Below are 23,630 nucleotides of genomic sequence, written 5' to 3'. Positions count from 1 at the left end.
CCTGACGGGACACTTGAAGCACGTCGACGTTGTCGACGACATTTTCTACCGGTGAGCCGATGTATCTCGGGATCGATCTCGGAACCTCCGCCGTCAAGGTCGTGCTGGTCGACGACGCGCAGACGATCACAGGCTCGGCCGAGGAAGCGCTGGCGCCGGCTCGGCCAAAGCCGTCCTGGTCGGAGGACGATCCGGATTCCTGGATCGCCGCGGTGGAGCGCGCGCTCTACCGCCTGCGCGCCGAGCATCCGGCCGCCGTTGCGGCGACGCGCGCCATCGGCCTGTCCGGCCAGATGCATGGAGCGCTGCTGCTCGACGCGGGTGACCGGCCGCTGCGTCCGGCGATCCTGTGGAACGACGGCCGCGCGGCGGCTGAGGCGGCCGAGCTCGCCGCTCATTCGGCCGCTCTCAACCGCCGGCTCGGCGTCGCCGCAATGGCCGGCTTCACCGCGCCGAAGATCGTCTGGCTCGCCCGCCACGAGCCGCAGGTGCTGGCGAAGACCCGCCGGCTGCTGCTGCCCAAGGATTTCGTCCGCCTGCATCTGTCGGGCGACTTCGTTACCGACGTCTCGGACGCCGCCGGCACCTGGCTGCTCGATCAGCAGGCGCGGCGCTGGGACCACGAGGCGGGGGCGCTGTGCGGCGTCGATCCGGCCTGGCTGCCGCCGATTCTCGAATCGCCGGCACCGGCCGGCCGGCTGCGCTCCGGGCTCGCCCGCCGCTGGGGCATGCGCGACGACGTGGTGATCGCAGCGGGTGCCGGCGACGTGGCGGCCGGCGGCCTCAGCATCGGCGCGATCCGGCCGGGCGATGCCTTCATCTCGCTCGGCACCTCGGCGCAGTTTTTCACCGTCGCTTCGGCGCACCAGCCCGACCCGGAGCGGGCGGTCCACGCCTTCTGCCACGCCCTGCCGGCCACCTGGTTCCGCATGGCGGCGCTGCTCAACGGCGCCAGCGTGCTCGCCGCCGCGGCGCAATGGACCGGTGGGGCGGACATCGGCGGGTTGCTGGAAGAGACGGAGAAGACATTTACCGGCCCGTCGCCGCTGCTGGCGCTGCCCTACCTGTCGGGCGAGCGCACGCCGCACAACCGGCCCGACCTGCGCGGTGCGATCATCGGACTGGACGCAACGACGCGACCGACCGACATCGTGCAGGCAATGCTGGAGGCGGTCGCCTTCAGCCTGGCCGATGCGCTCGATGTGTTGCGCGGCGCCGGCTCCACCGTTGAAACCGCTGGATTGATCGGAGGAGGGGCACGCTCCACCTTCTGGGCGAAGCTGATCGCGTCGGCCACCGGCGTCGAGCTGGTGAAATACGAGGCCTCCGACCGCGGCCCGGCCTATGGCGCCGCACGCCTGGCGCGGCTGTCCGTCAGCGGCGAGGACGCATCATCCGTTGCCGTGGTGCCGCCGATCGAGCGCATCGTAAAGCCCGAGGCGGCGCTGGCCGATGCCTATCAAGGCCGGCTCGAGGCGTTTCGCTCGCTCTATCGGGCGCTTGCGCCGGAGTTTTCGCGTCAGTCCTGACCGCCGCACAAGGCAGACGCCGTCTCCGCGTCGGTGCCGAGCGCGTTGACGATCCTGCCGCGCATGGCGGCGCGGATCGCCGGCACCTTTTCGGTGCCGAGCGCCACGGCGATGCGGAAGGCGACGTTGGAGAGCGCGTCGAGCGACAGCGAAAGCGTGCGCGCCTCTACGTCCGAATGCAGCACCTGACCGTCGGCGTTGTAGAAGCGGCCGCAGATCGAGCCGACGGCGCCGCCGGCGATCATCTGCTGCAGCCGCTCGTCGGTGAACAGACCGTGCCGGAAGGTGGACGTGCCGGGCATCATGGCGCCGATGCCGACGACGGCGATCGACAGGCGGTCGATCAGCTCGAACACGTCGCGTACGCCGGAGGTGGAGCGCAGCGCCTCGGCCGCCTCGGCGGTATCGACCACCGCCGGCACCGGCAACACCCAGGCCCGCGCGCCGATGCGTCGCGCCAGCGTGCGGCAGACCTCGCCGGTCTGGCTCGCCTCCTCGGCCCGGCCGATGCCGCCGATCAGCGTCACCACCGACAGGTTTTCGGCGCGGATGAGCCGGCCGGCCGCGGCGACGCCGGCTACCGTCTCGCCATTCGAAACGCCGATGACCGTGTCGTTGATCACCAGATCCTCGATGCCGCGGAAGACGGCATTGCCGAGCAGTTGCACGATGGCGCCGTCGTTGGGGCGCCGATCGACGACGATCGCCGTGGCGAGGCCGAAGCGCTGCATCAGCCGCGCCTCCAGCTCCTTGTTGCGGAAGGCGCGGGTGGCGACGCGGATCTCGACGATGCCGAGCTCCATGGCGAGCTTGAGATAGCGGCTGACCGTCGCTTCGGACATGCCGAGGCTGCGCGCGATCTCGTTCTGCGCCATGCCGTTCTCGTAGCGCATCTGCGCCACGCTGATCAGTGCCTGCTCGTGCGGCTTGGGTCTCGACATGGATCCCCCGATGGCTTCAACAGGGGCGGCACGGTTACGAGCGCCCGCCGCGAATAGACATCGGCGCGCCATGACAAGCAATGAATTTCGTTAAGCCGGGTTAAGGAACTTTGTTCCTTAATGGTCCATGCCGGCGCCGGCGGAACCGCCGGCGCCGGCATGGGCAGAGATCATCCGTGCTCGATATAGACGGTCTGCGTCTCCATGTATTCGTAGAAGCCGTGCTTGCCGTCGGCGCCGCCGATGCCGGACTTCTTGCGGCCGGCGTGAAAGCCCTGATAGGCCTCGCCGTTCTCGCGGTTGACGTAGGTCTCGCCGAACTGCAGGGCGCGCGTCACCCGCATCGCCTTGCCGAGGTCGCGCGTGTATAGCGAGGAGGTGAGGCCGTACTCTGTGTCGTTGGCGTGGTGCACCGCCTCCTCGGCGCTGTCGACCACCGCGATCGGCGCGACGGGCCCGAAAATCTCCTTGCGCATGATCTCCATGTCGGGGCGGCAGTCGGTCAGCACCGTCGGCTCGTAGTGATGGCCGCGGTTGCGCTCGGCGACCTTGCCCCCCAATGCCACCTTGGCCCCGTCGCTCTTGGCGCGCTCGACCATGCCGGCGACCTTGTCGAGCTGCGTGGCGTTGACCAGCGGTCCCATGTCGAGGCCGCTCTCGGCAAGGGGATCGCCGTAGCGGACCTTGCCCATCGAGGCGACGAACTTTTCGGTGAAGGCATCCGCCACCTGCCGCTCGACGAAGATGCGCTCGGCGCAGTTGCAGACCTGGCCGGTGTTGTTGATGCGCGACTGGGTGATCGCCCTGACCGCGAGGTCGAGGTCGGCGTCGGCGAGCACGATCGCAGGCGCCTTGCCGCCGAGTTCGAGATTGACGCGGGTGAGGTTCTTCGCCGCCGCCTGCATGATCGCCGTGCCGGTCGGCACCGAGCCGGTGAAGGAGACCAGGTCGATGCCGGGTTGGCCGCTGAGTGTGGCGCCGGTGGTGCGGCCGCGGCCGCTGACGAGGTTGAACACGCCGGCCGGCAGGCCGGCCCGACTGGCGAGCTCGGCGAAGATGAAGGCGTTGAGCGGGGTCTCCTCGCTCGGCTTGATGACGATGGTGTTGCCTGCGACCAGCGCCGGAGCCAGCTTTCTGCCGATCAGGTAGAACGGAAAGTTCCACGGCAGGATGCCGGCGACCACGCCGATCGGTACGCGATGCAGGAAGATGCTCTCGCCCTTGCGATCGCTGGCGATGATCTCGCCCTCGATGCGGCGCGCCCACTCGGCCATGTAGTCCATGAGCCCGGCCATGCCGAGCACCTCGCCGCGAGCGAGATCGAGGATCTTGCCCTGCTCGCGCGAGATGGTCTCGGCGAGCGTATCGACGTTGGCGCGGATCTTTTCGGCGATCGCCTTGACGTAGCCTGCCCGCTCGATCGCCGGCAGGGCCGCCCAGGCCGGCTGCGCCTTGCGCGCGGCGGCGATCGCCTCGTCCACGGTGGCGTTCGACGCCTCCGGCACCTCGGCGATGCGCTCGCCGGTCGCAGGGTTGAACACCTCGATGCGCTCGTTTCTGTCGTCGACGAAGCGTCCGTCGATGAAATGCTGGAAGGTGGCCATGTTCGTCCTCCTCTTTCGGGATCTCGGTCAGGCGGCGCCGATGCGGGCCACGATCTTGCCGGTCACTTGGCGGCGGCGCAGCCGCCACAGCGCGTCGGGAATGTCGGCGAGGCCGATCACCTCCTCCACCATCGGGTCGAGCTTTCCGGCGGCGAGCCGCGCCATCAGGTCGTCGCCGATGACCTTGAAGTCGCGCTGCGTCGGCAGGTGGCCGGCGAAATAAGCACCGCCGAACGCCACCTCATGCACGGAGGCGGCGTAGGTGTAGGACGGGACGTCGGTCATCACCGGCAGCGGGTCGATCGAGACGAGATGGCCGTTGTAGTGGATGAAGGCGAGCGACTTCCGTGCATCGCCGGGATTGGCAACCTCCAGCACCACGTCGACGCCGTAGCCGCCTTCGGTCTCGGCGCGTACCTTGGACAGAAGATCGGCGTCGCGGTAGTCGAAGACGATGTCGGCGCCGAGCTCGCGCACGGTCGCGTGGTGTTCCGGCTTGGCGAGCGCGATAACCTTGGCGCCGGCCTGTCGGGCGAGCTGGACGGCAAAACCGCCTACGCCGCCATTGGCGCCCTGGACGAGGATGGTCTGGCCGGCCTCCAGCCGCGCCTTGCGGAATAGCGCCTGGTAGGCGGTGTAGCCGGCGCAGGGGATCGCCGCTGCGTCGGTGAAGGAGACGTTTTCGGGCAGGCGGCTGGTCACATGCACCGGTGCGATGCAGAACTCGGCGAAGACGCCGGGCCTCCACAGATTGTGGTGCAGCACGGCGCGGTCGCCGACGCTCCAGCCATCGACACCGGGCCCGACCGCGTCGACCACGCCGGCGGCATCCAGCCCGAGCACATGCGGAAATGTCCATTCCGGCTTGTTGTCGACGGCGACCTTCCAGTCGACCGGATTGATCGACGCCGCCTCGACGCGCAGCCGGAGTTCGCCCGGGCCGGGCGAGGGGACGGGTATGTCGGCAAGCTTGACGGATTCCAGTCCGCCGCCGGCCTCGGGAACGACGATTGCTTTCATGACGTCCTCACGTGATCAGATAGCCGCCGTCGATGACGAGCACGGCGCCGGTGACGAAGCTGGCGAGCGGCGACGACAGGAAGAGTGTCCCGCCGGCGAGTTCGGACGGCTCGCCCCAGCGCTTCATCGCCGTCCGGCCAGTGATCTGAGCGTCGCGGACGGGGTCTTCCCTGAGCGCCCGGGTCAGCGGCGTGGCGATCCAGCCCGGCGCGATGGCATTCACCCGGATGCCGTCCCCGGCATAGGCAATGGCGAGCGATTTCGTGAGCTGCGCGATGCCGCCCTTGGAGGCCGAATAGCCGGGAACCAGCCCGCCGCCGAAGAAGGAGAGCATCGAGGCGGTGTTGACGATGGTGCCTCCGCTCTCCGCCAGCCGGGGCCTTGCTGCCGCGCAGATGCGCATGGAGCCGTTGAGGTTGATGTCGACGACATCGGCGAAGACGTCAGGTTCCAGCTCTTCGCCGCGGCGGATCACGCCGGCGCAGTTGACGACATGGTCGAGCCGCGGCAGGGATGCGACGAGGTCGACGACGGCCTTGCCGTCGCGCACGTCGAGTTTTGCGAACCGCGCCCGAGTCAGGCCGGGCACCTTCTTCGCCGATTCGATCTCGCCGTCGGTGACGCCGGTCGCCAGCACCTCGGCGCCGAGCGCAAGAAAGGCCTCGGCGATCGCCGCGCCGATGCCCGACGTACCGCCGGTCACCAGCACCTGCCGGCCGTCGAACAGCCCCGGCCTCAGATAGTCGGCGGCGCTGCGGAAAATGTCAGCGGATGAACTGGTCGACATAGTCCGCGCCCAATCCAATTTTGCTGTAGTGGTCCCGGCACATGTCGATCTTGGTGAACACGTCCTCGAAGCCGAGCGGTTCGCCATAGGCGTCGACGTAGTACATGATGCCGTTGACCTGGAAGTAGGTGATCATCTCCTCGACGTCGTCGGGGACGACCAGCGTGTGCGTCTCGCCCGGCGGCTCGAACACATAGCCGCCTTCCTCCGCCACCCAGTCGTGCTCGAGATAGTGCCAGCGGCCCTTGAGCACGAAGCCGTGCACGGCCTGCGGGTGGCGGTGGCGGCTGAGCACGCCCGACTTGCGGACCTTGAGCAGGTTCATCCAGTAGCCTTGCGAGCGATTGAGGCAGAGCGGGCGGAACCAGACGTTCTCGCCCTGCGGCACCCAGACGCGCTCGTCGGTGGGGATGGCGTCCGGGATGACGATGTCCGGTAGCGTCTCCTTCGGCATCGGATGCTGGTAGGGCATGCGCGGATTGGGATCGATCTTCATCGGAGGCATGGATGTGGCTCCTAGGCTGACTGCAAGAACGGCTGCGCCGCCTTGCCCGGAGCGGCAGCTGGCCGCCGGGCGCGACCGGTGACGAACTCAACCGCCTTGTCGGCAATCACCAGCACGGCGGCGTTGGTATTGCCGCTGACGATTGACGGCATCACCGAGGCATCGGCGACGCGCAGTCTTTCAACGCCACGGACTTTCAGGTCGGTGGTGACAACGGCGTTCGCATCGTCCTCGCGGCCCATGCGGCAGGTGCCGACGGGATGGTAGACGGTTTTCACGAAGCGCTTGGCATGGGCCGCGAGGTCTTCATCGCTGACCTTGTCCGGGCCCGGAAACACTTCGCCCGCGATCATCGAGCGCAGCGGCTCCTGAGCGAGAATCTCGCGGGCGCGGCGCACGCCGCCGATCGACAGCCGCAGGTCCTCCGGATCGGCGAAATAGTTGGGATCGATCAGCGGCTGCTCGCCGGGATCGGCCGACGCCAGCCGGATCGAGCCGCGCGAGCGCGGCCGCGCCACGCAGGAGTTCAGCGTGATGCCAAAACTCGCCTTCTGGTCGGTGTGGTCCTTGTCCAGGTAGACGCTGGGCACGCAGAACTGCTGGATTTTGGGCGCGCCGGAAAGGTCGTCCGGGTCGAAGAAGGCGCCGGCCTCGACGCCGTTGGAGGTTACCGGCCCGGTGCCGTTCAGCAGGTATTCGAGACCGTTGCGAATCTGCTTCCATCCGCGGTCATGGCCGAAATAGCCGTAGGGGCCGTTGCACAGCGCCACCACCGGCGTCTCGGTGTGGTCCTGGAAATTGGCGCCGACGCCGGGCAGGTCGACCAGGGTGCGGATGCCATGCTCCGCCAGATGATCGGCTGGCCCGATGCCGGACAGCATCAGCACTTTCGGAGTGGCGATGGCGCCGGCCGCCAGGATGACTTCCGCGCCGCAGCGGGCCTCGCGGAGCGCGCCGTTGTCGACGTAGCGCACGCCGGTGGCACGGCCGTTCTCGACGATCACCGAATGCACCAGGCAATCGGTCTTCACTTCGACGCGGCCGGTCTGCATCGCCGGCCGCAGGAAGGCGTCGACCGCCGAGCAGCGTTTTCCGCCGCGAACGTTGACCTGATAGGCGCCGACGCCGCGCTGGGTGACGCCGTTGAAGTCGCCATTGTGCGGCAGGCCTGCCGCCTGCGCCGCCAGCACGAAGGCGCGCGACAGTTCGGAGATGTGCCTGAGGTCCGAGACCTTCCACGGGCCGCCGACGCCGTGGAAACGGTCGTTGAGGCGGTCATTGTCCTCCATGCCGGTGAAATAGGGCAGAAGCGCCTCGTAGCTCCACTGGTCGTCGCCGGTCGTCTCGGCCCAGCCCTCGTAGTCAGCCGGCTGGCCGCGCATATAAACCATGGCGTTCACCGACGAGCCGCCGCCGAGCACGCGGCCCTGCGGCACGATCGGCGTGCGCCCGCCGAGCCGCTGCTGCGGCACCGACTTGTAGAACCACATGTATTTCTCGACGCCGAGCAGCTTGACGAAGCCGGCCGGCATGCGGATCAGCGGGTTTTTGTCGCTCGGGCCCGCCTCGATCACCAGCACACGCGCGCCATGCTCGCCGGCGAGCTTGCCGGCGACGATACATCCCGCCGTGCCGCCACCGACGATGATGTAGTCGCGACTCATGCGGCGAGGTCCTCGAACTTCCGCGCCTCGCTGCGCGGAAAGAGCAGCAGGTGCTCGGGGTCGATGGAGACCGTCACCGTCTCGCCGCGCCTCGGCGTGACCGTGGGATGTGCGACCAGCGTGAAGCGCGTGCCGCCGACATCGACGAAGATCAGATTCTGGTCCTGCAATTCTTCGGTCACGAACACCTTGCCCTGCAGCGTCAGCGGGCTGGTGTCGCCGAGCGACAGGAAATGCGGCCGGATCGCCGCCAGGCCTTCGCCGCCGATGCGCTCGGCCGCTTTGGAAAGCCGTTCCGGCAGGGCGAGGCGCTGTCCCTCGAAGCTGACGGTCCAGCCGCCGGTGCCGTTCTCGACATGGCAGTCGACAAAATTGATAGGCGGCTCGCCGACGAAGCCGGCGACGAAGGCATTGCGCGGCCTGGCATAGACCTCGTCCGGTGTCGCCATCTGCTGGATCTCGCCGTCGCTCATCACCATCACCCGGTCGGCCAGCGCCAGCGCCTCCTCCTGGTCGTGGGTGACGTAGATCATCGTATAGTTGAATTCCTGATGCAGGCTCTTGATGAAGCGGCGCATGCGGTAGCGCTGGCGCGTGTCGAGGTGCGAGATCGGCTCGTCGAGCAGAAACACAGCCGGCTTCCGCACCAGCGCGCGGGCGAGGCCGACGCGCTGCGCCTGGCCCGACGACAGGCCTTGCGGCTTCTGCGCAAGCAGCGCCGTCAACTCCATCTTCCCGGCGATGTCGCGCACCCGCCGGTCGATCTCGGCGCCTTCCATACCGGCGGCGCGCAGCGGGAAGGCGATGTTCTCGTAGATCGAGATGGTCGGATAGAGCGCGTAGGATTCGAACGACATCGCCACGTTGCGGTCGCGGGCGCGCACATCGTTGATCCTCTTGCCGTCGAAATAGATGGCGCCCTCGCTGATCGGCTCCAGGCCGGCGATCATGCGCATGGTCGAGGATTTGCCGCAGCCCGACGGCCCGAGGATGGCGACGAACTCGCCGTCGGCGATCTCGAAGTCGATGCCGTGGACGGCTTTCACCGCACCGTAGCGCTTGACGAGGTTTTCGGCCCGGATCGAAGCCATGGTTCTTCTCCTCAGGCGGACGGCGCGGCGTGGACGACGGCGCGCGCGTTCTGGAACAGGTGGACGGCGTCGCGCGGGAAGGCGATCGCCACCGTCTCGCCGACCGAGAGCCGCCTGCCGGTCGGGAAAGACACGGAGACCTGGTCCGAACCGATGCCGACCAGCGCGATCTTCACGTAGCCGAGGTTCTCGATGACATCGACGCGGCCGCGCAGCGTGCCGGGGTCGCCCGCCTCGGCCAGCCGCACCTCGTTGGAGCGGAAGCCGACCTGGATGGTCGAGCCCGGCTCGTCGCGCAGGCCGGCGACCGCATCGGTGGCGAGGGCGGCGACCGGCATGCCGTCCGGCGTCACGAAGGCGACGCGGTCGCCGCCGCGCCGTGGCTCGACCGAGATGAAGCTCATCGGCGGGTCGCCGACGAAGGAAGCGACGAAGGCGTTGGCCGGGCGATGGTAGAGGTCGGCCGGCGTGCCGATCTGCTCGATGCGGCCGGAATTCAGCACGGCGACGCGGTCGCCGAGCGCCAGAGCCTCGCGCGACGAGGTGGTGGTGAACACGACCGTCGCCGACAGGTCCTCGGCCAGCGCCTTCAGTTCGGCGCGGATCTTGTGGCGCAGCTTTGCGTCGAGATGGCCGACCGGCTCGTCCAAGAGATAGATGTCGGCCGGCCGGATGATGGCGCGGCCGAGCGCCACGCGCTGCCGCTGGCCGCCCGACAGGAAGCCCGGCCGCCGGTCGAGCAGGTGGCCGATGCCGAGGATGCCGGAGATGCGCTTGACGCGCTGGTCGATGTCGGCGCGGCTCATGCCGCGCGCATGCAGCGGAAACGCCAGATTCTCGCCGACGCTGATATGCGAATAGAGCGCGTAGTTCTCGAAGGCCATCGCCGCGTCGCGTTTTTCCGGCGGCACGTGCATGATGGACTCGCCGTCGCGCAGCACGTCGCCGCTGGTCGGCCTGGCGATGCCGGCGAGGATGTTGAGGATCGTGCTTTTTCCCGCGCCGGCCGGGCCGTAGATCACCAGGAACTCGCGATCTCGCACGGTGAGGTCGATCTTGCGCAGCGCCACCTTGGACAGGCCGTAGCGCTTGTGGACGCTCTTCAGTTCATACATCAGATCTGCTCCTCGACGAGGGCCCGGACCTCGGCCTCGGCACGCGCCCGCTCGGCCACGGCGCGGCGGCGCGCCCTGAGGAAGAAGGCGACGGCTATGGCGACGGCCACGACGTTCATGACGACCACGGAGGTCGACTGGCTGGAGAAAAGGCCTTCGATCAGGCCGAGCCAGACGTAGACGATGCCGACATAGAGCAGGAGGGCGCGGAAACCGGCGTCCCAGGCTTGGCTGAAGCTCATGACGTCACCCCCTCACCGCGCCGAAGGTCAGGCCGCGCACCATGTAGCGCTGCATGGCGAGCACGAAGACCATCATCGGCAGGACGCTGATCGTGGCGGCGGCCGCGACCGGGCCCCACAAAATGCCCTGCAGCGTGAAGAAGGATTCGACGCCGACCGTCACCGTGCTCGCCGCCTTGCGGGTGAGGATGTAAGCGAACAGGAACTCGTTCCAGCAGAAGATCAGCGTGAACACACCGGTCACCGCTATGCCGGGAGCGGCCAGCGGGAACACCACCTTGCGCAGCACCTTCAGCCGCGACAGTCCGTCGAGCCGGGCGGAGTGCTCGAGCTCGCGCGGGATGTCCTGAAAGAAGGAGACCAGCAACCAGATGGCGAAGGGCAGGTTGAACATCGTGTAGGAGATGATCAGCGCGCCCGGCTGGTCGAGGCCAATGCCGAGGAAGCGGCCGGCGCCGGTCTTGCCGATATCCCGGAAGATCAGGAAGTAGGGCAGGATGACGGCGATCGCCGGAAACATTTTTGTCGACAGGATGAAGAACAGGATGTGCCCGTCGCCGACATTGTAGCGGGCGAAGCTGTAGGCGGCGAGCGAGCCGGCGACGACAACCAGAATCGTCGACGCTACGGAGATGAACAGCGTATTCTTGATGTAGAACAGGAAGTTCTTGTCGTAGATGGCGTGATAGTAGTTTTCGAGCGTCGGCGTGAACAGGAAGCGCGGCGGCGACACCATGATGTCGGCGGCCGGCTTGAACGAGGTCACGATCATCCAGAAGATCGGGAAGACGATGAAGCCGAGCACCAGCACGATGAGGCCGTAGCGCAGGGCTTCCTTGGCGAAGCTGGAATCGCGTTGCAGCATGGTCTGTCCTCAGCCTTCGGACGCACGGTTCGAGAATTGCTTGAGCAGCGGGGTCAGCGCGAACAGGCTGGCGACGAGCATGGCGTAGAGGAAGAAGATCGCCATGGTCGAGGCATAGTCCATCCGGAACAGTTTCAGCCCGGTGCGGTAGAGATAGAAGGTCATGGATTCGGTGACCGTGCCCGGTCCACCGCGCGTTAGTACCGCGACCGCGTCGTAGAGGCGGACGCTGTCGATGGTGCGCAGCACCAGCACCAGGAACAGCACCGGCTTCAGCATCGGGAAGGTCAGCGTGCGCAGCACCCGGAAGGTGCTGGCGCCGTCGAGCTCGGCCGCCTCGAACGGCTCCTTCGGCAGCGCCTGCAGCCCGGCCAGCGCGATCAGCGCGACGAAGGGCGTCCACTGCCAGACGTCGAACAGCACCACCGACCACAGCGCGATCGTGTAGTCGCCGAGCCAGTTGGGCTGCGGCAGGTGCAACAGGCCGAGGAAGTAGTTTATGAGGCCGAACTGGGTGTCGTAGAGATAGCGCCAGAACAGGCCAGTGACCGCCGCGGAAGTGGCGAGCGGCAGCACCATCAGGCTGCGGATGATGCCCTTGCCCCTGGTGGCGCTGTGGATGAGGAAGGCGATGGCGATGCCGAGCACCATCTCCAGGATTACGGCGGCCAGCGTGAACTTCACCGTCACTCCGACCGATGCCCAGAAGGCGCGGTCGGCAAGCACCCGACGGTAGTTATCGAGCCCGACGAAATCGCCGATGCCGCCGCGCGTCAGGTCGGCAAAGCGGAACGAGACGTTGAGCGCATAGACCAGCGGCAGCAGCGCGAAGACCAGGATCACCGCCATGGCCGGGGCGATCAGCAGGATCGAGAACCACCGGTCGGAGATGACGGCGCCCGACGCGCGCCTCTGCTGCGGCAGGGAAACGGATAGTGACTGCGACATGACGTTCGTCCCGTGACGGAAGCTGCCGCGCGGCCAGGGTGTACGCCTGGCCGCGCGATCGGGGAGGTGCGGGCTTACTTGCCGATCGGGCAGGGGCCGCCGCAGATTTGGTCGACGCTCTCGGCGAGCTGCTCGGCCGCCTGGCGCGCGTCAATCTGGCCGGCCGCCGCCGCCTGCAGCGGGATCTGCATGGTGTTGTAGATCTTGGCGCCGAAGGGCGTGTCGAAGAGGTTCGAGCGGAAACCCTTCATCGAATCGAAGATGGTGAGCAGCGTGGAGAAGTGGCCCGTCTTGGTCCGGTTGGCCGGATCGGCGAACTGCGGGTCGGACAGCACGCTCATCAGCGTCGAGGTGCCGCCAGCCTTGGCGAACTCCACCTGCGCGTCATGGCCGCCGATATAGGCGACGAAGTCCATTGCTTCCTTCGGATGCGCCGAGCTTGCCGACACGGCGAGCAGGAAGCCGCCGATATAGGCCTTCTTCTCCGGCGCCTCGGCCACACCCATCCTGGCGCCGGGCACGCTGGTCTCGGTCTGCACGGCGTTCGGCCACTGGTCGAGGAAGAAGCTGTAGGTCTGGGCGATCTGGCCGTCCTTCATCTGGTTCATGACGCCGTCATAGGTAACGGTCAGCGCCGCCGGCGGCGCGAATTTCAGCAGCGCCAGATAGTCGTTCATCGCCTTCTCGACCGCGTCGACCGGCACCTTGCCGTCGTCCGTCAGCCAGTCGGAACCCTGCGACCACAGCACGCCCGACATCTCGTCCTGGATTTCCGGGAACGGGCCCGCCATCATGCCGATGCCGTAGAAATCCTTGGTCAGCTCCTCGCCCTTCAGCTTGTCGCCCTTCTTGCGGGTGAAGAACTCGGCGACGTCGCGATGCTGTGCCCAGGTCGTAGGAGCGGCGAGATCGTAGCCGTACTTTGCCTTGAAGGCTTCCTTCTCGCCGGCATCCTCGAACAGGTCGGCGCGGTAGATGTAGCCGGCCGTGTAGGTGTAGTAGGGCAGGCCCCAGGTGTCGTTCTTGTACTGCGTCGTCAGCGCGGCCAGCGTCGGCGCGACGTCGTCGAGCTGCGCCTTCTTGTCGGCGAAATACTCGGTCATCGGCAGAATGAAGCCGTTTTCGGCGAATTCGGCCTTTTCGGAGGTCTCCAGCGTCACGACGTCGTAAGCGCCGGTCTCGCCGACCATCTCGATGACCTGCTTGTTGTAGAGCTGCGAGTTGTCGATGTTGACGACATTGACCTTGACGCAGTGCTTGGCCTCGAAGCCGGAGACCAGCTTGGCCATGGCGTCGGTGTAGAAGCCGGCTATCGTCGACCAGGTGATCGGCACGCGGTCGGCGTCGTTGCATTCCTGGGCCAATGCGGCCGGTGCCGTCGACGCCATGAAGGCGGCGGCGAGCAGGCTCTTCCTCAATAAGTTGGTCATTCTGGTTTCCTCCCTGGTGAAACGGCCGCGGCCTCCACGCCGCGTCCGGAAACGAAATACGATCTATCTATCTCCGCGGCACTTCCGGCTCCCCCGCCGATTACGCGGAAAGGCCGAGGAACTCGGCCGTGGTCAGGTCGATCGGGATGCCGTCGCGCAGGCGCTCGGCCTCCACCCGCCATTCGCGGTCGCCGGGCGCCAATACCTCGGCGCCGTCTCGGCCCGGCACGGCGCGAAGCGCCGCAAGATATGCAGCCATGCCGGCGGCAAAGACCTCCCGCCCGCCGAAGCGCGCAGGGTCGATGGCGAGAAAGAAATGGCCCATGTTGCGCGGGCTCGACATGTCGCCGCCGCCGATCATCGGGATCATGTCGTGGTCGAGCGCGGTGCCCTGCAGCACCGCCGACAGAACGGTGGCGACGCCGGCGAGCGCGGCGCCCTTGAAGCCGAAATCGGGTCCACCCAGCGGCAGCAGCATCTCCGCCGCTGCCGCATCGCGCGTGACGGCGCCGCCCGCCGCCGCGGCGACACCGTCGGGCAGCGTCGTGCCGAGGGTGCGGTAGAGCAGCACGCGGTTCATCGGGATTGAGGAGGTCGCCATGTCGAGCAGCCACGGCTTTTCGCCGCCGCTGGGTGCCGCGAAGGCCAGCGGATTGGTGCCGTGGAAGGGTTTTGCGCCGTTGAAGGGCGCTACCACCGAATCGGCATTGGTGGTGGCGAAGCCGATCATGCCGGCCTCGGTCGCGGCGAGCGCATAGGCGCCGGCAGCGCCGTAGTGGGAGGAGCGGATCGCGCCCACGGCGCCGACGCCGGTTTCGCGGGCGATCGCGATCGCTTCGGTCGTCGCGGCATAGGCGACGTGATGGCCGAGCCCGTCGTCGCCGTCGACGACCGCCGTGCTGGTGCCGGTATGCTTGACGCGGATCTGCGGCTGCCCGTTGACGCGGCCGCTGCGCAGCACGCGGTCGTAATGCATGACCAGGCGGGCGCCGTGACTGTCCACGCCGAGCCGGGAGGCATGCATCAAGGCGCGCACCGCCGCCTCGACGGAAGCGGGGCAGGCGCCCGCCGCGGCAAGCGCCGAGGCAAGGCTGTCGCGCAATCGGTCGGCTGGAACGAGAAGGCGGTTTGACATGGGAGGGCAGCCGCAGGGTTGATTGGGGTTGACTGAGATGTGGAGTATCATATCTGATATCTCAGTCAACACATTTGCAGAGCCGGCGAAATCGTGCAGATGTCGGACAGACCGGAGGGACAGATGCGCGTGCTGGAACGGGGACCGTCGCTGACCGATCAGGCAGCCCAGGAGATCCGGGCGCGGATCGTGCGCGGCGTCTTCCAACTCGGCGAGCCGCTGTCCGAGATCACACTTGCCAATGAACTGGGGGTGAGCAAGACGCCGGTGCGCGAGGCGCTCATGGAGCTGAAGCGTCAGGGGCTGGTCGAGGTGCATCCGCAGCGGGGCACCTTCGTGTTCGAAATGGATGCCACCCAGGTGCGCAAGCTCTCCGAGCTTCGGGCGATTCTGGAAACCGCTGCGCTGAAACTGGCGATCACCAACGATGCGCCCGGCCTGCGCACCCGCTGGCAGCGCATCGTCGAGGAGATGCGCGCCGCGCTGGCGCAAGCCGACGCCGAGCGCTACCGCACCCTTGACGGCGAATTCCATCGCGTGATGTTCGAGCTTGCCGGAAATCCCTACCTGCTCGAGGCATTCGACCTGATCGCCTTCCGCGTGCAGGCGCTGCGCAACCGCCTGTCGCTCGATCCGACGCTCAACAGCACCTCCTTCGACGAGCATGTCGCCCTGGCGGCCATGGTACCGGAAGGCGGAACGACCGATGCGATCGTCGCTCTGCTTGGCCGCCACATCGAGTGGACACGCGAGCACTATCTCATCGAACTGGCTGCCGCTGCGGAGACGGTGTCGCCGGCGCGGCAGAAGCAGCGTCGGCGCGCCGACGAGGCCTGAGCCGGGGCTCGGCAAGGTCCTGCACTGGCGCCGAACGTAGCGGCGTGCGCTGCCAAAAAGTATTTTTGCTACCATATTGGTCAAAATCCCGGCCCATCCTCCTGCCGAGTGCCGGCGCAATGCATGAACGGCGCTGGTTTTCTCATGGTTTTGCCATTGACAGCCGAAAGTCAAGGTAGTTTTATTACAAAATCGACGGTCGGATGCCGTCTGGACTGCGCGGCGGCAAACGTTGCGCGGGGAGGAGAAACGTGTACGCTGATTTGTTCAGGCTGGACGGCCGCGCGGCGCTTGTCACAGGCGGCAGCCGCGGCATCGGACTGGAATGCGCCCGGGCCCTCGGCGAGGCCGGGGCGAGGGTGGCGATCTCGGCCCGCTCGGCTGAAGAGGGCGAGGCCGCGGTGGCGGAGCTGGCCGCCGGCGGCATTGATGCCCGCTTCTTCCGGGCGGATCTGTCTTCGCCCGAGGCCGCGAAGACGCTGATCGAAGCTGCGGCCGCGCATCTCGGCCGGCTCGACATCCTCGTCAACAATGCCGGCATCGCCCGTCACGGCGAGAGCCTCGGCTTCGATCCCGCCGTCTGGCGCGAGGTCATCGACACCAATCTGTCCGGCCTGTTCTGGTGCTGCCAGGCGGCGATCGCCGGCATGCTGGCCGCCGATCATGGCGGCTCGATCGTCAATGTCGGCTCGATCTCCGGCTTCATCAGCAACGTGCCGCAGCACCAGACCGCCTACAATGCCAGCAAGGCCGGCGTGCACATGGTGACCAAGTCGCTTGCCGGCGAGTTCGCCGAGCGCGGCATCCGCGTCAACGCCGTGGCGCCGGGCTACATCGAGACGAAGATGACGCGCGGCGGCCTCGACAATCCGGAATGGGCAAAGGTCTGGCTCGGGATGACGCCGATGAAGCGGGTCGGCCGGCCAAGCGAGATCGCGGCCGCCGTGCTTTTCCTCGCCTCCGACGCCGCCAGCTACATGACCGGCTCCATCCTCACCATCGACGGCGGCTACACGCTGCGCTGACGGACTTCATCGACGTTCGGAAATTTCAGGGAGATCATCATGGCACGGGCTTTCGGCGGGCCAGGCAAATACATTCAGCGTGCGGGCGAGATCGACCGTCTGGCCGCCTATCTCGAGCCGCTCGGCACGAGCGCGCTGTTCCTGATCGACGGCGCGCTGTTCGACAGCCTGAGCAAGCGCATCGCCGACAGCCTCGGCTCCGGGATGGAAGCGCATTTCGAGCGCTTTGGAGGCGAGTGCAGCACGCCCGAGATCGACCGGATAAGCGCCATCGCACGCGACCGGAAGAGCCAGGTCCTGGTCGGCGTCGGCGGCGGCAAGACCATCGACACGGCGAAGATCGCGGCGGTGGCCAACGGCGCCCGCATCGTCATCGTGCCGACCATCGCTTCCACCGATGCGCCCTGCAGCGCGATCGCCGTGCGCTACAGCGAACACGGCATCTACGAGGAGGCGATCAAGCTGCCGCGCAATCCCGATGTCGTGGTCGTCGATTCGGCGTTGGTCGCCGCGGCCCCCGCTCGCTTCCTGGTCGCCGGTATCGGCGATGCGCTCTCCACCTTCTTCGAGGCGCGCTCCAACCTCGAATCGCGCACCGACAATTACGTCGCCGGCGGCTTCCCGGCGCCGCAGGCCGGCATGGCGATCGCCCGGCACTGCCATGAGGTGCTGATGCGCGATGCCGTCAGGGCCAAGATCGCCGTCGAGGCCGGGCTGCTCACCACTGCCGTCGAGAACATCATCGAGGCCAACACGCTGCTCAGCGGCCTCGGCTTCGAGAATTGCGGCTGCTCGGCAGCCCACGGCATCCATGACGGCCTCACCATCCTCGATGAGGTGCACGGCTTCTTCCACGGCGAGAAGGTGGCCTTCGGCACACTCTGCCTGCTCATGCTGGAGAATCGCGACCGCGACGAGATCGCCGCCATGATCCGATTCTGCCGCTCTGTCGGCCTGCCCACCACGCTCGCCGACCTGAAGATCACCGAGGACGTACGCGCCAAGATCGAGCGCGTCGCCGAGGCGGCGCTACGCCCGGGCAACATCATCTACGCCACGCCGGTCGAGCTCAGCGTCCCGATCGTGCGCGACGCGATCCTGGCGCTCGACGCGTTTTCGCGTTCGCTCGACTGAAGGGCCGTGGATCGCATCGCATGACCAAAAAACCGCTTGTCATGATCACCGGCGCCAGCGCCGGCATCGGCCAGGAGACGGCGCGCGTCTTCTCCGCCGCCGGTTATCCGCTGCTGCTGATTGCGCGCCGTGCGGCCCTGATCGAAACGATGGGCCTGCCCGACACGCTGGCGGTCGAAGCCGACGTGCGCGACCACGCCGCGATCGCCGCGGCGATCGAGCAGGGCGAGAAACAATTCGGGCCGGTCGACTGCCTCATCAACAATGCCGGCATCTCGCGGCTCGCCCGCCTCGACGAGCAGGATCCGGAGCAGTGGCGCGACCTGATCGACATCAACTGCATCGGCGTGCTCAACGGCATGCACGCCGTCGCTCCGGGCATGAAGGCGCGGCGACGCGGTACCATCATCAATCTCTCCTCGATCGCCGGCCGAAAGGTCTATCCGCATCACGACGTCTATGGCGGCACCAAGCATTTCGTCCACGCCGTCACGGAAGGCATGCGGCAGACCATGTCGGGCTATGACGTGCGCGTCATGGTGATCTCGCCGGGCGTGACCAAGTCGGAGATCGACAAGACGATCACGCACAGGAACGCCTACGAGTTCTGGAACAAGGGCCGCGAGGCGATGGACGGCGGCATCGACGCCAACCATGTCGCCCGCACCATGCTGTTCGCCTACGAGCTGCCGCAAAACGTCATCCTGCAGGAGATGACGATCACCCACACACGCCAGGAATTTTGAGCAGGATCGATGTTATGAGCGAGGCCAATCCCGACCTCCTGGATTTTTCCGGCAGAACCGTACTGGTGACCGGCGCCGCCACCGGCATCGGCCGGGGGATCGCCGAAGCCTTTTCGGCACGCGGCGCACGCGTAGCGCTTACGGACCGCGATCCGAAGGTGATCGAAGTCGCGTCGGTACTGGGCGCAAAGCATCTCGGCCATGTCGTCGACGTCACCGACGAGGCCGGCGTCGAGGCGGCGGTGGCCGCGGTGGACAAGGCCTTCGGCCGGATCGACATCCTGGTGAACAATGCCGGCATCGGCCCGCTCGCACCGGCCGAAAGCTATCCGACGGCGGACTGGGACCGCACGCTGCGCGTCAATCTCAAGGGCGCCTTCCTGGTGGCGCGCGCGGTCGCGCCGGGCATGCTCGAGCGCGGCTTCGGCCGCGTCGTCAACATGGCCTCGCAGGCTTCGGTCATCGGCATCGAAGGCCATGTCGCCTACTGTGCCAGCAAGGCCGGCATCGTCGGCATGACCAACTGCATGGCGCTGGAATGGGGCCCGCGCGGCGTCACCGTCAACGCGGTGTCGCCGACCGTGGTGGAAACCGAGCTCGGCCTCAGCGGCTGGGCCGGCGAGAAGGGGGATCGGGCGCGCGCCGCGATCCCGACGCGGCGCTTCGCCAGGCCGTGGGAAATCGCCGCCGCGGTCCTCTATTTGGCCAGCGACGCAGCCGCTATGGTCAACGGATCGAACCTCGTCATCGACGGCGGCTACACTATTGCATGACGATTGCTTTTGGTAGCTAGGCTACAGAGTTTGAGGCTGCTGAATTGCCGACAGGCCGCCTTTGTCGAGGAAGTGGCAGAAGACCATCATGAAATCTGCGTGCGTCGTCTGGAGCGAATTGCCGGATTGGAGTAACGCTACAGAATCTGTACGATCCATGAATATATGGGGTGAAGTTTGACGACCTATTTCGAACCCGTCGGCTGCGCGATCGACCTCGCCACCGGCGCCATGTCCAACGCGACGGGCCAATACAAGAAGCATTTTCGCGATCTCGATGGGCTTTATGGCGACGCCGCCGCCTTCGAGGCGATGCGCGCAGAATGGAACGACCGCGTCGTCTACGACGTGTCGGAGTTCCGTCCCCGCGAAACCGCCGGCGACCTGATCTTCGGCGTCACCCGCATGTCGCCCGGAAAAGTCGGCGACGAGTTCTTCGTCACGCGCGGCCATATCCACCGCAACGCCGACCGGCCGGAAATCTATTACGGCCAGAAGGGCAGGGGACTGATGCTGCTGGAATCGCCGGCCGGCGATGTCCGCGTCGTGCCGGTCGAGCCGCTGACCGTCTGCTATGTGCCGCCCTTCTGGATCCACCGTTCCGTCAACGTCGGGGGCGAGGATCTGGTGATGATGTTCTGCTATCCCTCCGATTCCGGCCAGGACTACGAGATCATCGCCCGTTCCGGCGGCATGCGCACCCGCATCGTCGACGACGGCGCGGGCGGCTGGAAACAGGTCGAGAATCCCGCGTGGCGGCGGCGCGACGCCGCAACCATCGCTGCCCTTCATGCAACCAGGCCTGCAACGGTGTCCGCATGAGCGAAGCCTTCGAAAAGGCGGCGTCCCTCGGCGTGGTCCCGGTGATCGCGATCGAACGCGCCGGCGACGCGGTGGCATTGGCCGATGCCCTGCTTGAGGGCGGACTGCCGATCGCCGAGATTACCTTCCGCACGCAAGCCGCCGCCGAGGTCATCGCGACGCTCGCCGACAAGCGTCCGGAACTGCTGGTCGGCGCCGGCACGGTGCTGACGCCCGAAGCGCTCCACGCGGCGATAAACGCCGGCGCGCGCTTCGGCCTGGCGCCCGGCTTCGACGCCGAGATCGTCGAGGCGGCGCAGGCGAAAGACTTCGCCTTCGCGCCCGGAATCGCCACGCCGTCCGACCTGTCGGCGGCGGCGCGACGCGATGTGGAGCTGGCAAAATTCTTCCCGGCGGCCGCAGCCGGCGGCCCCGCCATGCTGGACGCCATCAGCGCGCCTTTCGCCCATCTCGGCATGCGCTTCATCCCGACCGGCGGGATCGGCGAGGACAGCATGGGCGAGTGGCTCAAGCTGAAGAGCGTCGCGGCCATTGGCGGGACGTGGATCGCCAGGAAGGACGATATTAGCGGCGGCCGCTGGAAGGATATCGCCGACAAGGCGCGCCGCGCCGTCGCCTGTGCCAGGGAAATCCGGGAGGGCGGCCGATGACCCGCTACCAGCCGGCGACCGTGCCGACCTTCTATTTCATCGGCGTGACGACGGGAAAAAGCTCGATCATGCGGGTGTTCCCGGCCTGGGCAAGACATCTCGGGCTGGGCGACGCGGTCATCAAGGGGATGGACTTTCCGCTGCACGCCGACCCGGCCGCCTATCGCGAGGCCGTCGCCTTCATCAAGGATGATCCGCTGTCGCTCGGCGCGCTGGTCACCACCCACAAGATCGACCTGTTCAAGGCGGCGCGTGACCTGTTCGACGTGATCGATCCGCATGCGACGCTGATGGGAGAGACGAGTTGCCTGTCGAAGCGCGAAGGCAGGCTGGTCTGCCACGCCAAGGATCCGATCTCCTCCGGACTCGCCATCGACGGTTTTCTGCGCCCCGGCTACTTCGCCGAGACCGGCGCCGAGGTCATGTCGATGGGTGCCGGCGGCTCGACCATCGCGCTCACCTGGCATCTGATGCGCAGGGAGCGCGGCGCCGACGTGCCGTCGCGTATCGTCGTGACCAACCGCTCGCAACCGCGGCTCGACGAGATCGCCCATATCCATGCCGGGCTCGGCTCCTCCGTGCCGGTCGAATACGTGCTCGCCGACCGGCCGGAGCTAAATGACCGTGCCATGGCCGGCCTGAAGCCGGACTCGCTGGTGATCAATGCCACCGGCCTGGGTAAAGACGCGCCGGGCTCGCCGATCACCGATGCCGGCGCCTTTCCGGAGCGCGGCATCGCCTGGGACCTGAACTATCGCGGCGATCTCGTCTTCCTCGACCAGGCGCGGCGCCAGCAGGCGGCGCGCGGGCTGCAGATGGAGGATGGCTGGACCTATTTCATCCATGGCTGGACGCAGGTCATCGCGGAAGTCTTCGACATCGCGATCCCGACCTCCGGCGCTGCCTTCGACGAGATCTCGCGGATCGCCGTCGAGGCCGCCAAGGGGTGACATCGTGGATCGCGTCCTCGTCACGCCGCGCTCGCTGAGCCAGGACCCACCGCCGGAACTCGGACCGTTGGCCGAGGCCGGATTCGAGTTGGTCTTTCCGGCGCCCGGCCGCCTGCCGGGCGAGGCGGAGTTGCTGGACCTGGTTCCCGGCTGCGTCGGCTGGCTGGCGGGCGTCGAGCCGGTGTCGCCGCGGGTGGTTGCGGCCGCCGACCGGCTGCGCGCCATCAGCCGCAACGGCACCGGCGTCGACAACCTGCCGCTCGGCGAACTCGAGCGACGCGGCATCCGGGTGCTGCGCGCCGAGGGCGCCAATTCGGTGGGCGTCGCGGAACTGACCATCGGGCTCATGCTGGCCGTGCTCCGCCAGATTCCCGCGACCGATGCAGGCATCAAGGCCGGGCAATGGCCGCGGCTGCGTGGTGCCGAGGTTGCCGGACGCACCGTCGGGCTGGTCGGCTGCGGCGCCATCGGCCGCCATGTCGCGCGCGTCGTCTCGACCATGGGCGCTGACGTCATCGCTTACGATCCGTTCCGGCCGCAATTCGACATTCCCGGCCCGTTCGCCTGGGCGGCAGAGGCCGGCGACGTCTTTGCCGGCGCGGATATCGTGACGCTGCATTGCCCAGCCACCCCGGACGGGCGGCCGCTGGTCGATGCGGAACGGCTTGGCCGGATGCGGCGGGGATCGGTGCTGATCAACACCGCGCGGGCCGCGCTGATCGACGAGGACGCCGTCCGCACGGCACTCGACAGCGGTCGGCTCGGCGGCTACGCGACCGACGTCTTCGACCCGGAGCCGCCACTGCCGGGCAGCCTCGCCGCGCATCCGCGCGTCGTGGCGACCAGCCATATCGGCGGGCTGACCAGCGAGAGCGTCGCCAAGGCGACGCGGATCGCCGTCACCAACCTGCTTCAGGCGCTGCGCGCCGAGCCGGTCGCATGACGACGCTTGTGGCGGAACCCTTCGACGGCTCTCTGGCGCAGCGGCTCGCCGGGCAGGAGGTTGCTGACGCCTGCTTCTATTGGCTCGGCCAGGCCGGTTTTCTCCTGGCTTTCGCCGGCCGGCGCATCCTGATCGATCCCTATCTTTCCGACAGTCTTGCCGAAAAGTACCGCGGCAAGGCGTTTTCGCACGAGCGCATGATGCCTGCACCCATCTCGACGGCCGAGCTTGGCAAGGTCGATGTCGTGCTGGTGACGCATCACCATACCGACCACATGGACCCGGCGACGCTTGCACCGATCGCCGCCGCCAATCCGGATTGCCGTTTCGTCGTTCCGCGCGCCTCGCTCGACGAGGCGCAGCGCCGTATCGGCGTCGGCCACGAGCGGCTGATCGCGCTCGACGCCGGCGAAGGCGTCGCTCCCTTCGACGGCTGCCGGGTCACCGCGATCTGCGCGGCGCATGAGACGCTGGAGCGCAGCGCCGAAGGCTGGCACCGCTTTCTTGGTTATGTTCTCGAGCTTGGCGCGGCAAAACTCTACCATTCCGGCGACACGATCCCTTTCGACGGTCTCGTCGAGGAGGTGGAGGCGCATGCGCCGGATATCGCCCTGCTGCCGGTCAACGGGCGTCGCGCCGAACTGACCGCGGCGGGCATCGCCGGCAACCTGACGCTTTCCGAGGCGATCGACCTCGCCGGCGCCATCGGCGCCGGGCACATGATCGGCCACCACTACGGCATGTTCGTCTTCAACACGGCGCTGCCCGAGGTGATCGACCAGGCTGCGGCGGCCCATACTTGCCGGCCGCAAATCCATAGGGCACGAACAGGAGTGGAATACCGAATTTCTTAGCCGAATCTCCTGAACTCCGA

The 23,630-nt window shown here is 67.2% G+C and carries 24 protein-coding genes; 11 read left to right on the top strand and 13 right to left on the bottom strand.

Going from position 1 to position 23,630, the window contains the following annotated elements:
* Positions 1-59: 59 nt before the first annotated feature.
* Positions 60-1,529: a xylulokinase gene (gene xylB / locus AC5JDC_RS20600; RefSeq protein WP_495844151.1), complete on the top strand. Its 1,470-nt coding sequence runs from the start codon at positions 60-62 to the stop codon at positions 1,527-1,529.
* Here the strand turns inward: xylB and AC5JDC_RS20595 are convergent.
* The 13 genes from AC5JDC_RS20595 to AC5JDC_RS20535 form a co-directional block, all read right to left on the bottom strand.
* Positions 1,520-2,470, bottom strand: a complete 951-nt coding sequence (locus AC5JDC_RS20595) for a sugar-binding transcriptional regulator (protein WP_495844149.1) — start codon at positions 2,468-2,470, stop codon at positions 1,520-1,522. The genes xylB and AC5JDC_RS20595 overlap by 10 nt on opposite strands.
* A 170-nt stretch (positions 2,471-2,640) precedes the next feature.
* Positions 2,641-4,074, bottom strand: a complete 1,434-nt coding sequence (aldA, locus tag AC5JDC_RS20590; protein ID WP_495844147.1) for an aldehyde dehydrogenase — start codon at positions 4,072-4,074, stop codon at positions 2,641-2,643.
* Positions 4,075-4,101: 27 nt separating this feature from the next.
* Positions 4,102-5,094 (bottom strand): zinc-binding dehydrogenase, encoded by a 993-nt coding sequence (locus AC5JDC_RS20585; protein WP_495844145.1) that lies wholly within the window; start codon positions 5,092-5,094, stop codon positions 4,102-4,104.
* A gap of 7 nt (positions 5,095-5,101) precedes the next feature.
* Positions 5,102-5,881: an SDR family NAD(P)-dependent oxidoreductase gene (locus AC5JDC_RS20580; RefSeq protein ID WP_495844143.1), complete on the bottom strand. Its 780-nt coding sequence runs from the start codon at positions 5,879-5,881 to the stop codon at positions 5,102-5,104.
* Positions 5,859-6,386: a 2,4'-dihydroxyacetophenone dioxygenase family protein gene (locus tag AC5JDC_RS20575; protein ID WP_495844141.1), complete on the bottom strand. Its 528-nt coding sequence runs from the start codon at positions 6,384-6,386 to the stop codon at positions 5,859-5,861. Before AC5JDC_RS20575 ends, AC5JDC_RS20580 begins: the two co-directional genes overlap by 23 nt.
* Positions 6,387-6,397: 11 nt before the next feature.
* Complete coding sequence (locus AC5JDC_RS20570) at positions 6,398-8,050, bottom strand: GMC family oxidoreductase (RefSeq protein ID WP_495844139.1); 1,653 nt, start codon at positions 8,048-8,050, stop codon at positions 6,398-6,400.
* On the bottom strand, positions 8,047-9,141 hold the full coding sequence (locus AC5JDC_RS20565) for an ABC transporter ATP-binding protein (protein ID WP_495844137.1): 1,095 nt from the start codon (positions 9,139-9,141) through the stop codon (positions 8,047-8,049). Before AC5JDC_RS20565 ends, AC5JDC_RS20570 begins: the two co-directional genes overlap by 4 nt.
* An 11-nt stretch (positions 9,142-9,152) precedes the next feature.
* Positions 9,153-10,256, bottom strand: coding sequence for an ABC transporter ATP-binding protein (locus AC5JDC_RS20560; RefSeq protein WP_495844135.1), 1,104 nt, complete (start codon positions 10,254-10,256; stop codon positions 9,153-9,155).
* Positions 10,256-10,498, bottom strand: a complete 243-nt coding sequence (locus AC5JDC_RS20555) for a hypothetical protein (protein ID WP_495844133.1) — start codon at positions 10,496-10,498, stop codon at positions 10,256-10,258. The genes AC5JDC_RS20560 and AC5JDC_RS20555 overlap by 1 nt, the downstream gene beginning before the upstream one ends.
* Positions 10,499-10,502: 4 nt before the next feature.
* Entirely contained in the window at positions 10,503-11,363 is an 861-nt protein-coding gene (locus AC5JDC_RS20550; protein WP_495844131.1) for a carbohydrate ABC transporter permease, read from the bottom strand.
* A 9-nt stretch (positions 11,364-11,372) separates the two neighbouring features.
* Entirely contained in the window at positions 11,373-12,311 is a 939-nt protein-coding gene (locus AC5JDC_RS20545) for a carbohydrate ABC transporter permease (protein WP_495844130.1), read from the bottom strand.
* A gap of 74 nt (positions 12,312-12,385) precedes the next feature.
* On the bottom strand, positions 12,386-13,741 hold the full coding sequence (locus AC5JDC_RS20540) for an ABC transporter substrate-binding protein (protein ID WP_495844128.1): 1,356 nt from the start codon (positions 13,739-13,741) through the stop codon (positions 12,386-12,388).
* A 100-nt stretch (positions 13,742-13,841) separates the two neighbouring features.
* Positions 13,842-14,876, bottom strand: a complete 1,035-nt coding sequence (locus tag AC5JDC_RS20535; RefSeq protein ID WP_495844126.1) for an Ldh family oxidoreductase — start codon at positions 14,874-14,876, stop codon at positions 13,842-13,844.
* 99 nt (positions 14,877-14,975) lie between these two features.
* Between AC5JDC_RS20535 and AC5JDC_RS20530 the strand changes: the two genes are divergently transcribed.
* From AC5JDC_RS20530 to AC5JDC_RS20485, 10 genes are all read left to right on the top strand, one after another.
* On the top strand, positions 14,976-15,713 hold the full coding sequence (locus AC5JDC_RS20530; RefSeq protein ID WP_495844124.1) for a GntR family transcriptional regulator: 738 nt from the start codon (positions 14,976-14,978) through the stop codon (positions 15,711-15,713).
* A gap of 251 nt (positions 15,714-15,964) precedes the next feature.
* Positions 15,965-16,738: an SDR family NAD(P)-dependent oxidoreductase gene (locus AC5JDC_RS20525; protein WP_495844122.1), complete on the top strand. Its 774-nt coding sequence runs from the start codon at positions 15,965-15,967 to the stop codon at positions 16,736-16,738.
* A gap of 39 nt (positions 16,739-16,777) precedes the next feature.
* Positions 16,778-17,872, top strand: a complete 1,095-nt coding sequence (locus tag AC5JDC_RS20520) for a glycerol dehydrogenase (RefSeq protein WP_495844121.1) — start codon at positions 16,778-16,780, stop codon at positions 17,870-17,872.
* Between the two features lie 20 nt (positions 17,873-17,892).
* Positions 17,893-18,618, top strand: a complete 726-nt coding sequence (locus AC5JDC_RS20515) for an SDR family oxidoreductase (protein WP_495844119.1) — start codon at positions 17,893-17,895, stop codon at positions 18,616-18,618.
* A 14-nt stretch (positions 18,619-18,632) separates the two neighbouring features.
* Positions 18,633-19,391, top strand: coding sequence for an SDR family oxidoreductase (locus AC5JDC_RS20510; RefSeq protein ID WP_495844117.1), 759 nt, complete (start codon positions 18,633-18,635; stop codon positions 19,389-19,391).
* Between the two features lie 177 nt (positions 19,392-19,568).
* Positions 19,569-20,213 (top strand): glucose-6-phosphate isomerase, encoded by a 645-nt coding sequence (locus AC5JDC_RS20505; protein ID WP_495844115.1) that lies wholly within the window; start codon positions 19,569-19,571, stop codon positions 20,211-20,213.
* A complete protein-coding gene (gene eda, locus AC5JDC_RS20500) occupies positions 20,210-20,863 on the top strand; it encodes a bifunctional 4-hydroxy-2-oxoglutarate aldolase/2-dehydro-3-deoxy-phosphogluconate aldolase (protein WP_495844113.1) in 654 nt (217 codons plus the stop codon). Before AC5JDC_RS20505 ends, eda begins: the two co-directional genes overlap by 4 nt.
* Complete coding sequence (locus AC5JDC_RS20495) at positions 20,860-21,813, top strand: shikimate dehydrogenase family protein (RefSeq protein ID WP_495844111.1); 954 nt, start codon at positions 20,860-20,862, stop codon at positions 21,811-21,813. Before eda ends, AC5JDC_RS20495 begins: the two co-directional genes overlap by 4 nt.
* 4 nt (positions 21,814-21,817) lie before the next feature.
* Positions 21,818-22,756 carry a phosphoglycerate dehydrogenase gene (locus tag AC5JDC_RS20490; RefSeq protein ID WP_495844110.1) on the top strand — a complete coding sequence of 313 codons (939 nt, stop codon included), beginning with the start codon at positions 21,818-21,820 and terminating at the stop codon, positions 22,754-22,756.
* Positions 22,753-23,610 carry an MBL fold metallo-hydrolase gene (locus AC5JDC_RS20485; RefSeq protein WP_495844108.1) on the top strand — a complete coding sequence of 286 codons (858 nt, stop codon included), beginning with the start codon at positions 22,753-22,755 and terminating at the stop codon, positions 23,608-23,610. The genes AC5JDC_RS20490 and AC5JDC_RS20485 overlap by 4 nt, the downstream gene beginning before the upstream one ends.
* Positions 23,611-23,630 lie beyond the last annotated feature (20 nt).

Source organism: Kumtagia sp., assembly GCF_059502445.1.
This window is presented reverse-complemented; position numbering and strand designations above follow the sequence as displayed.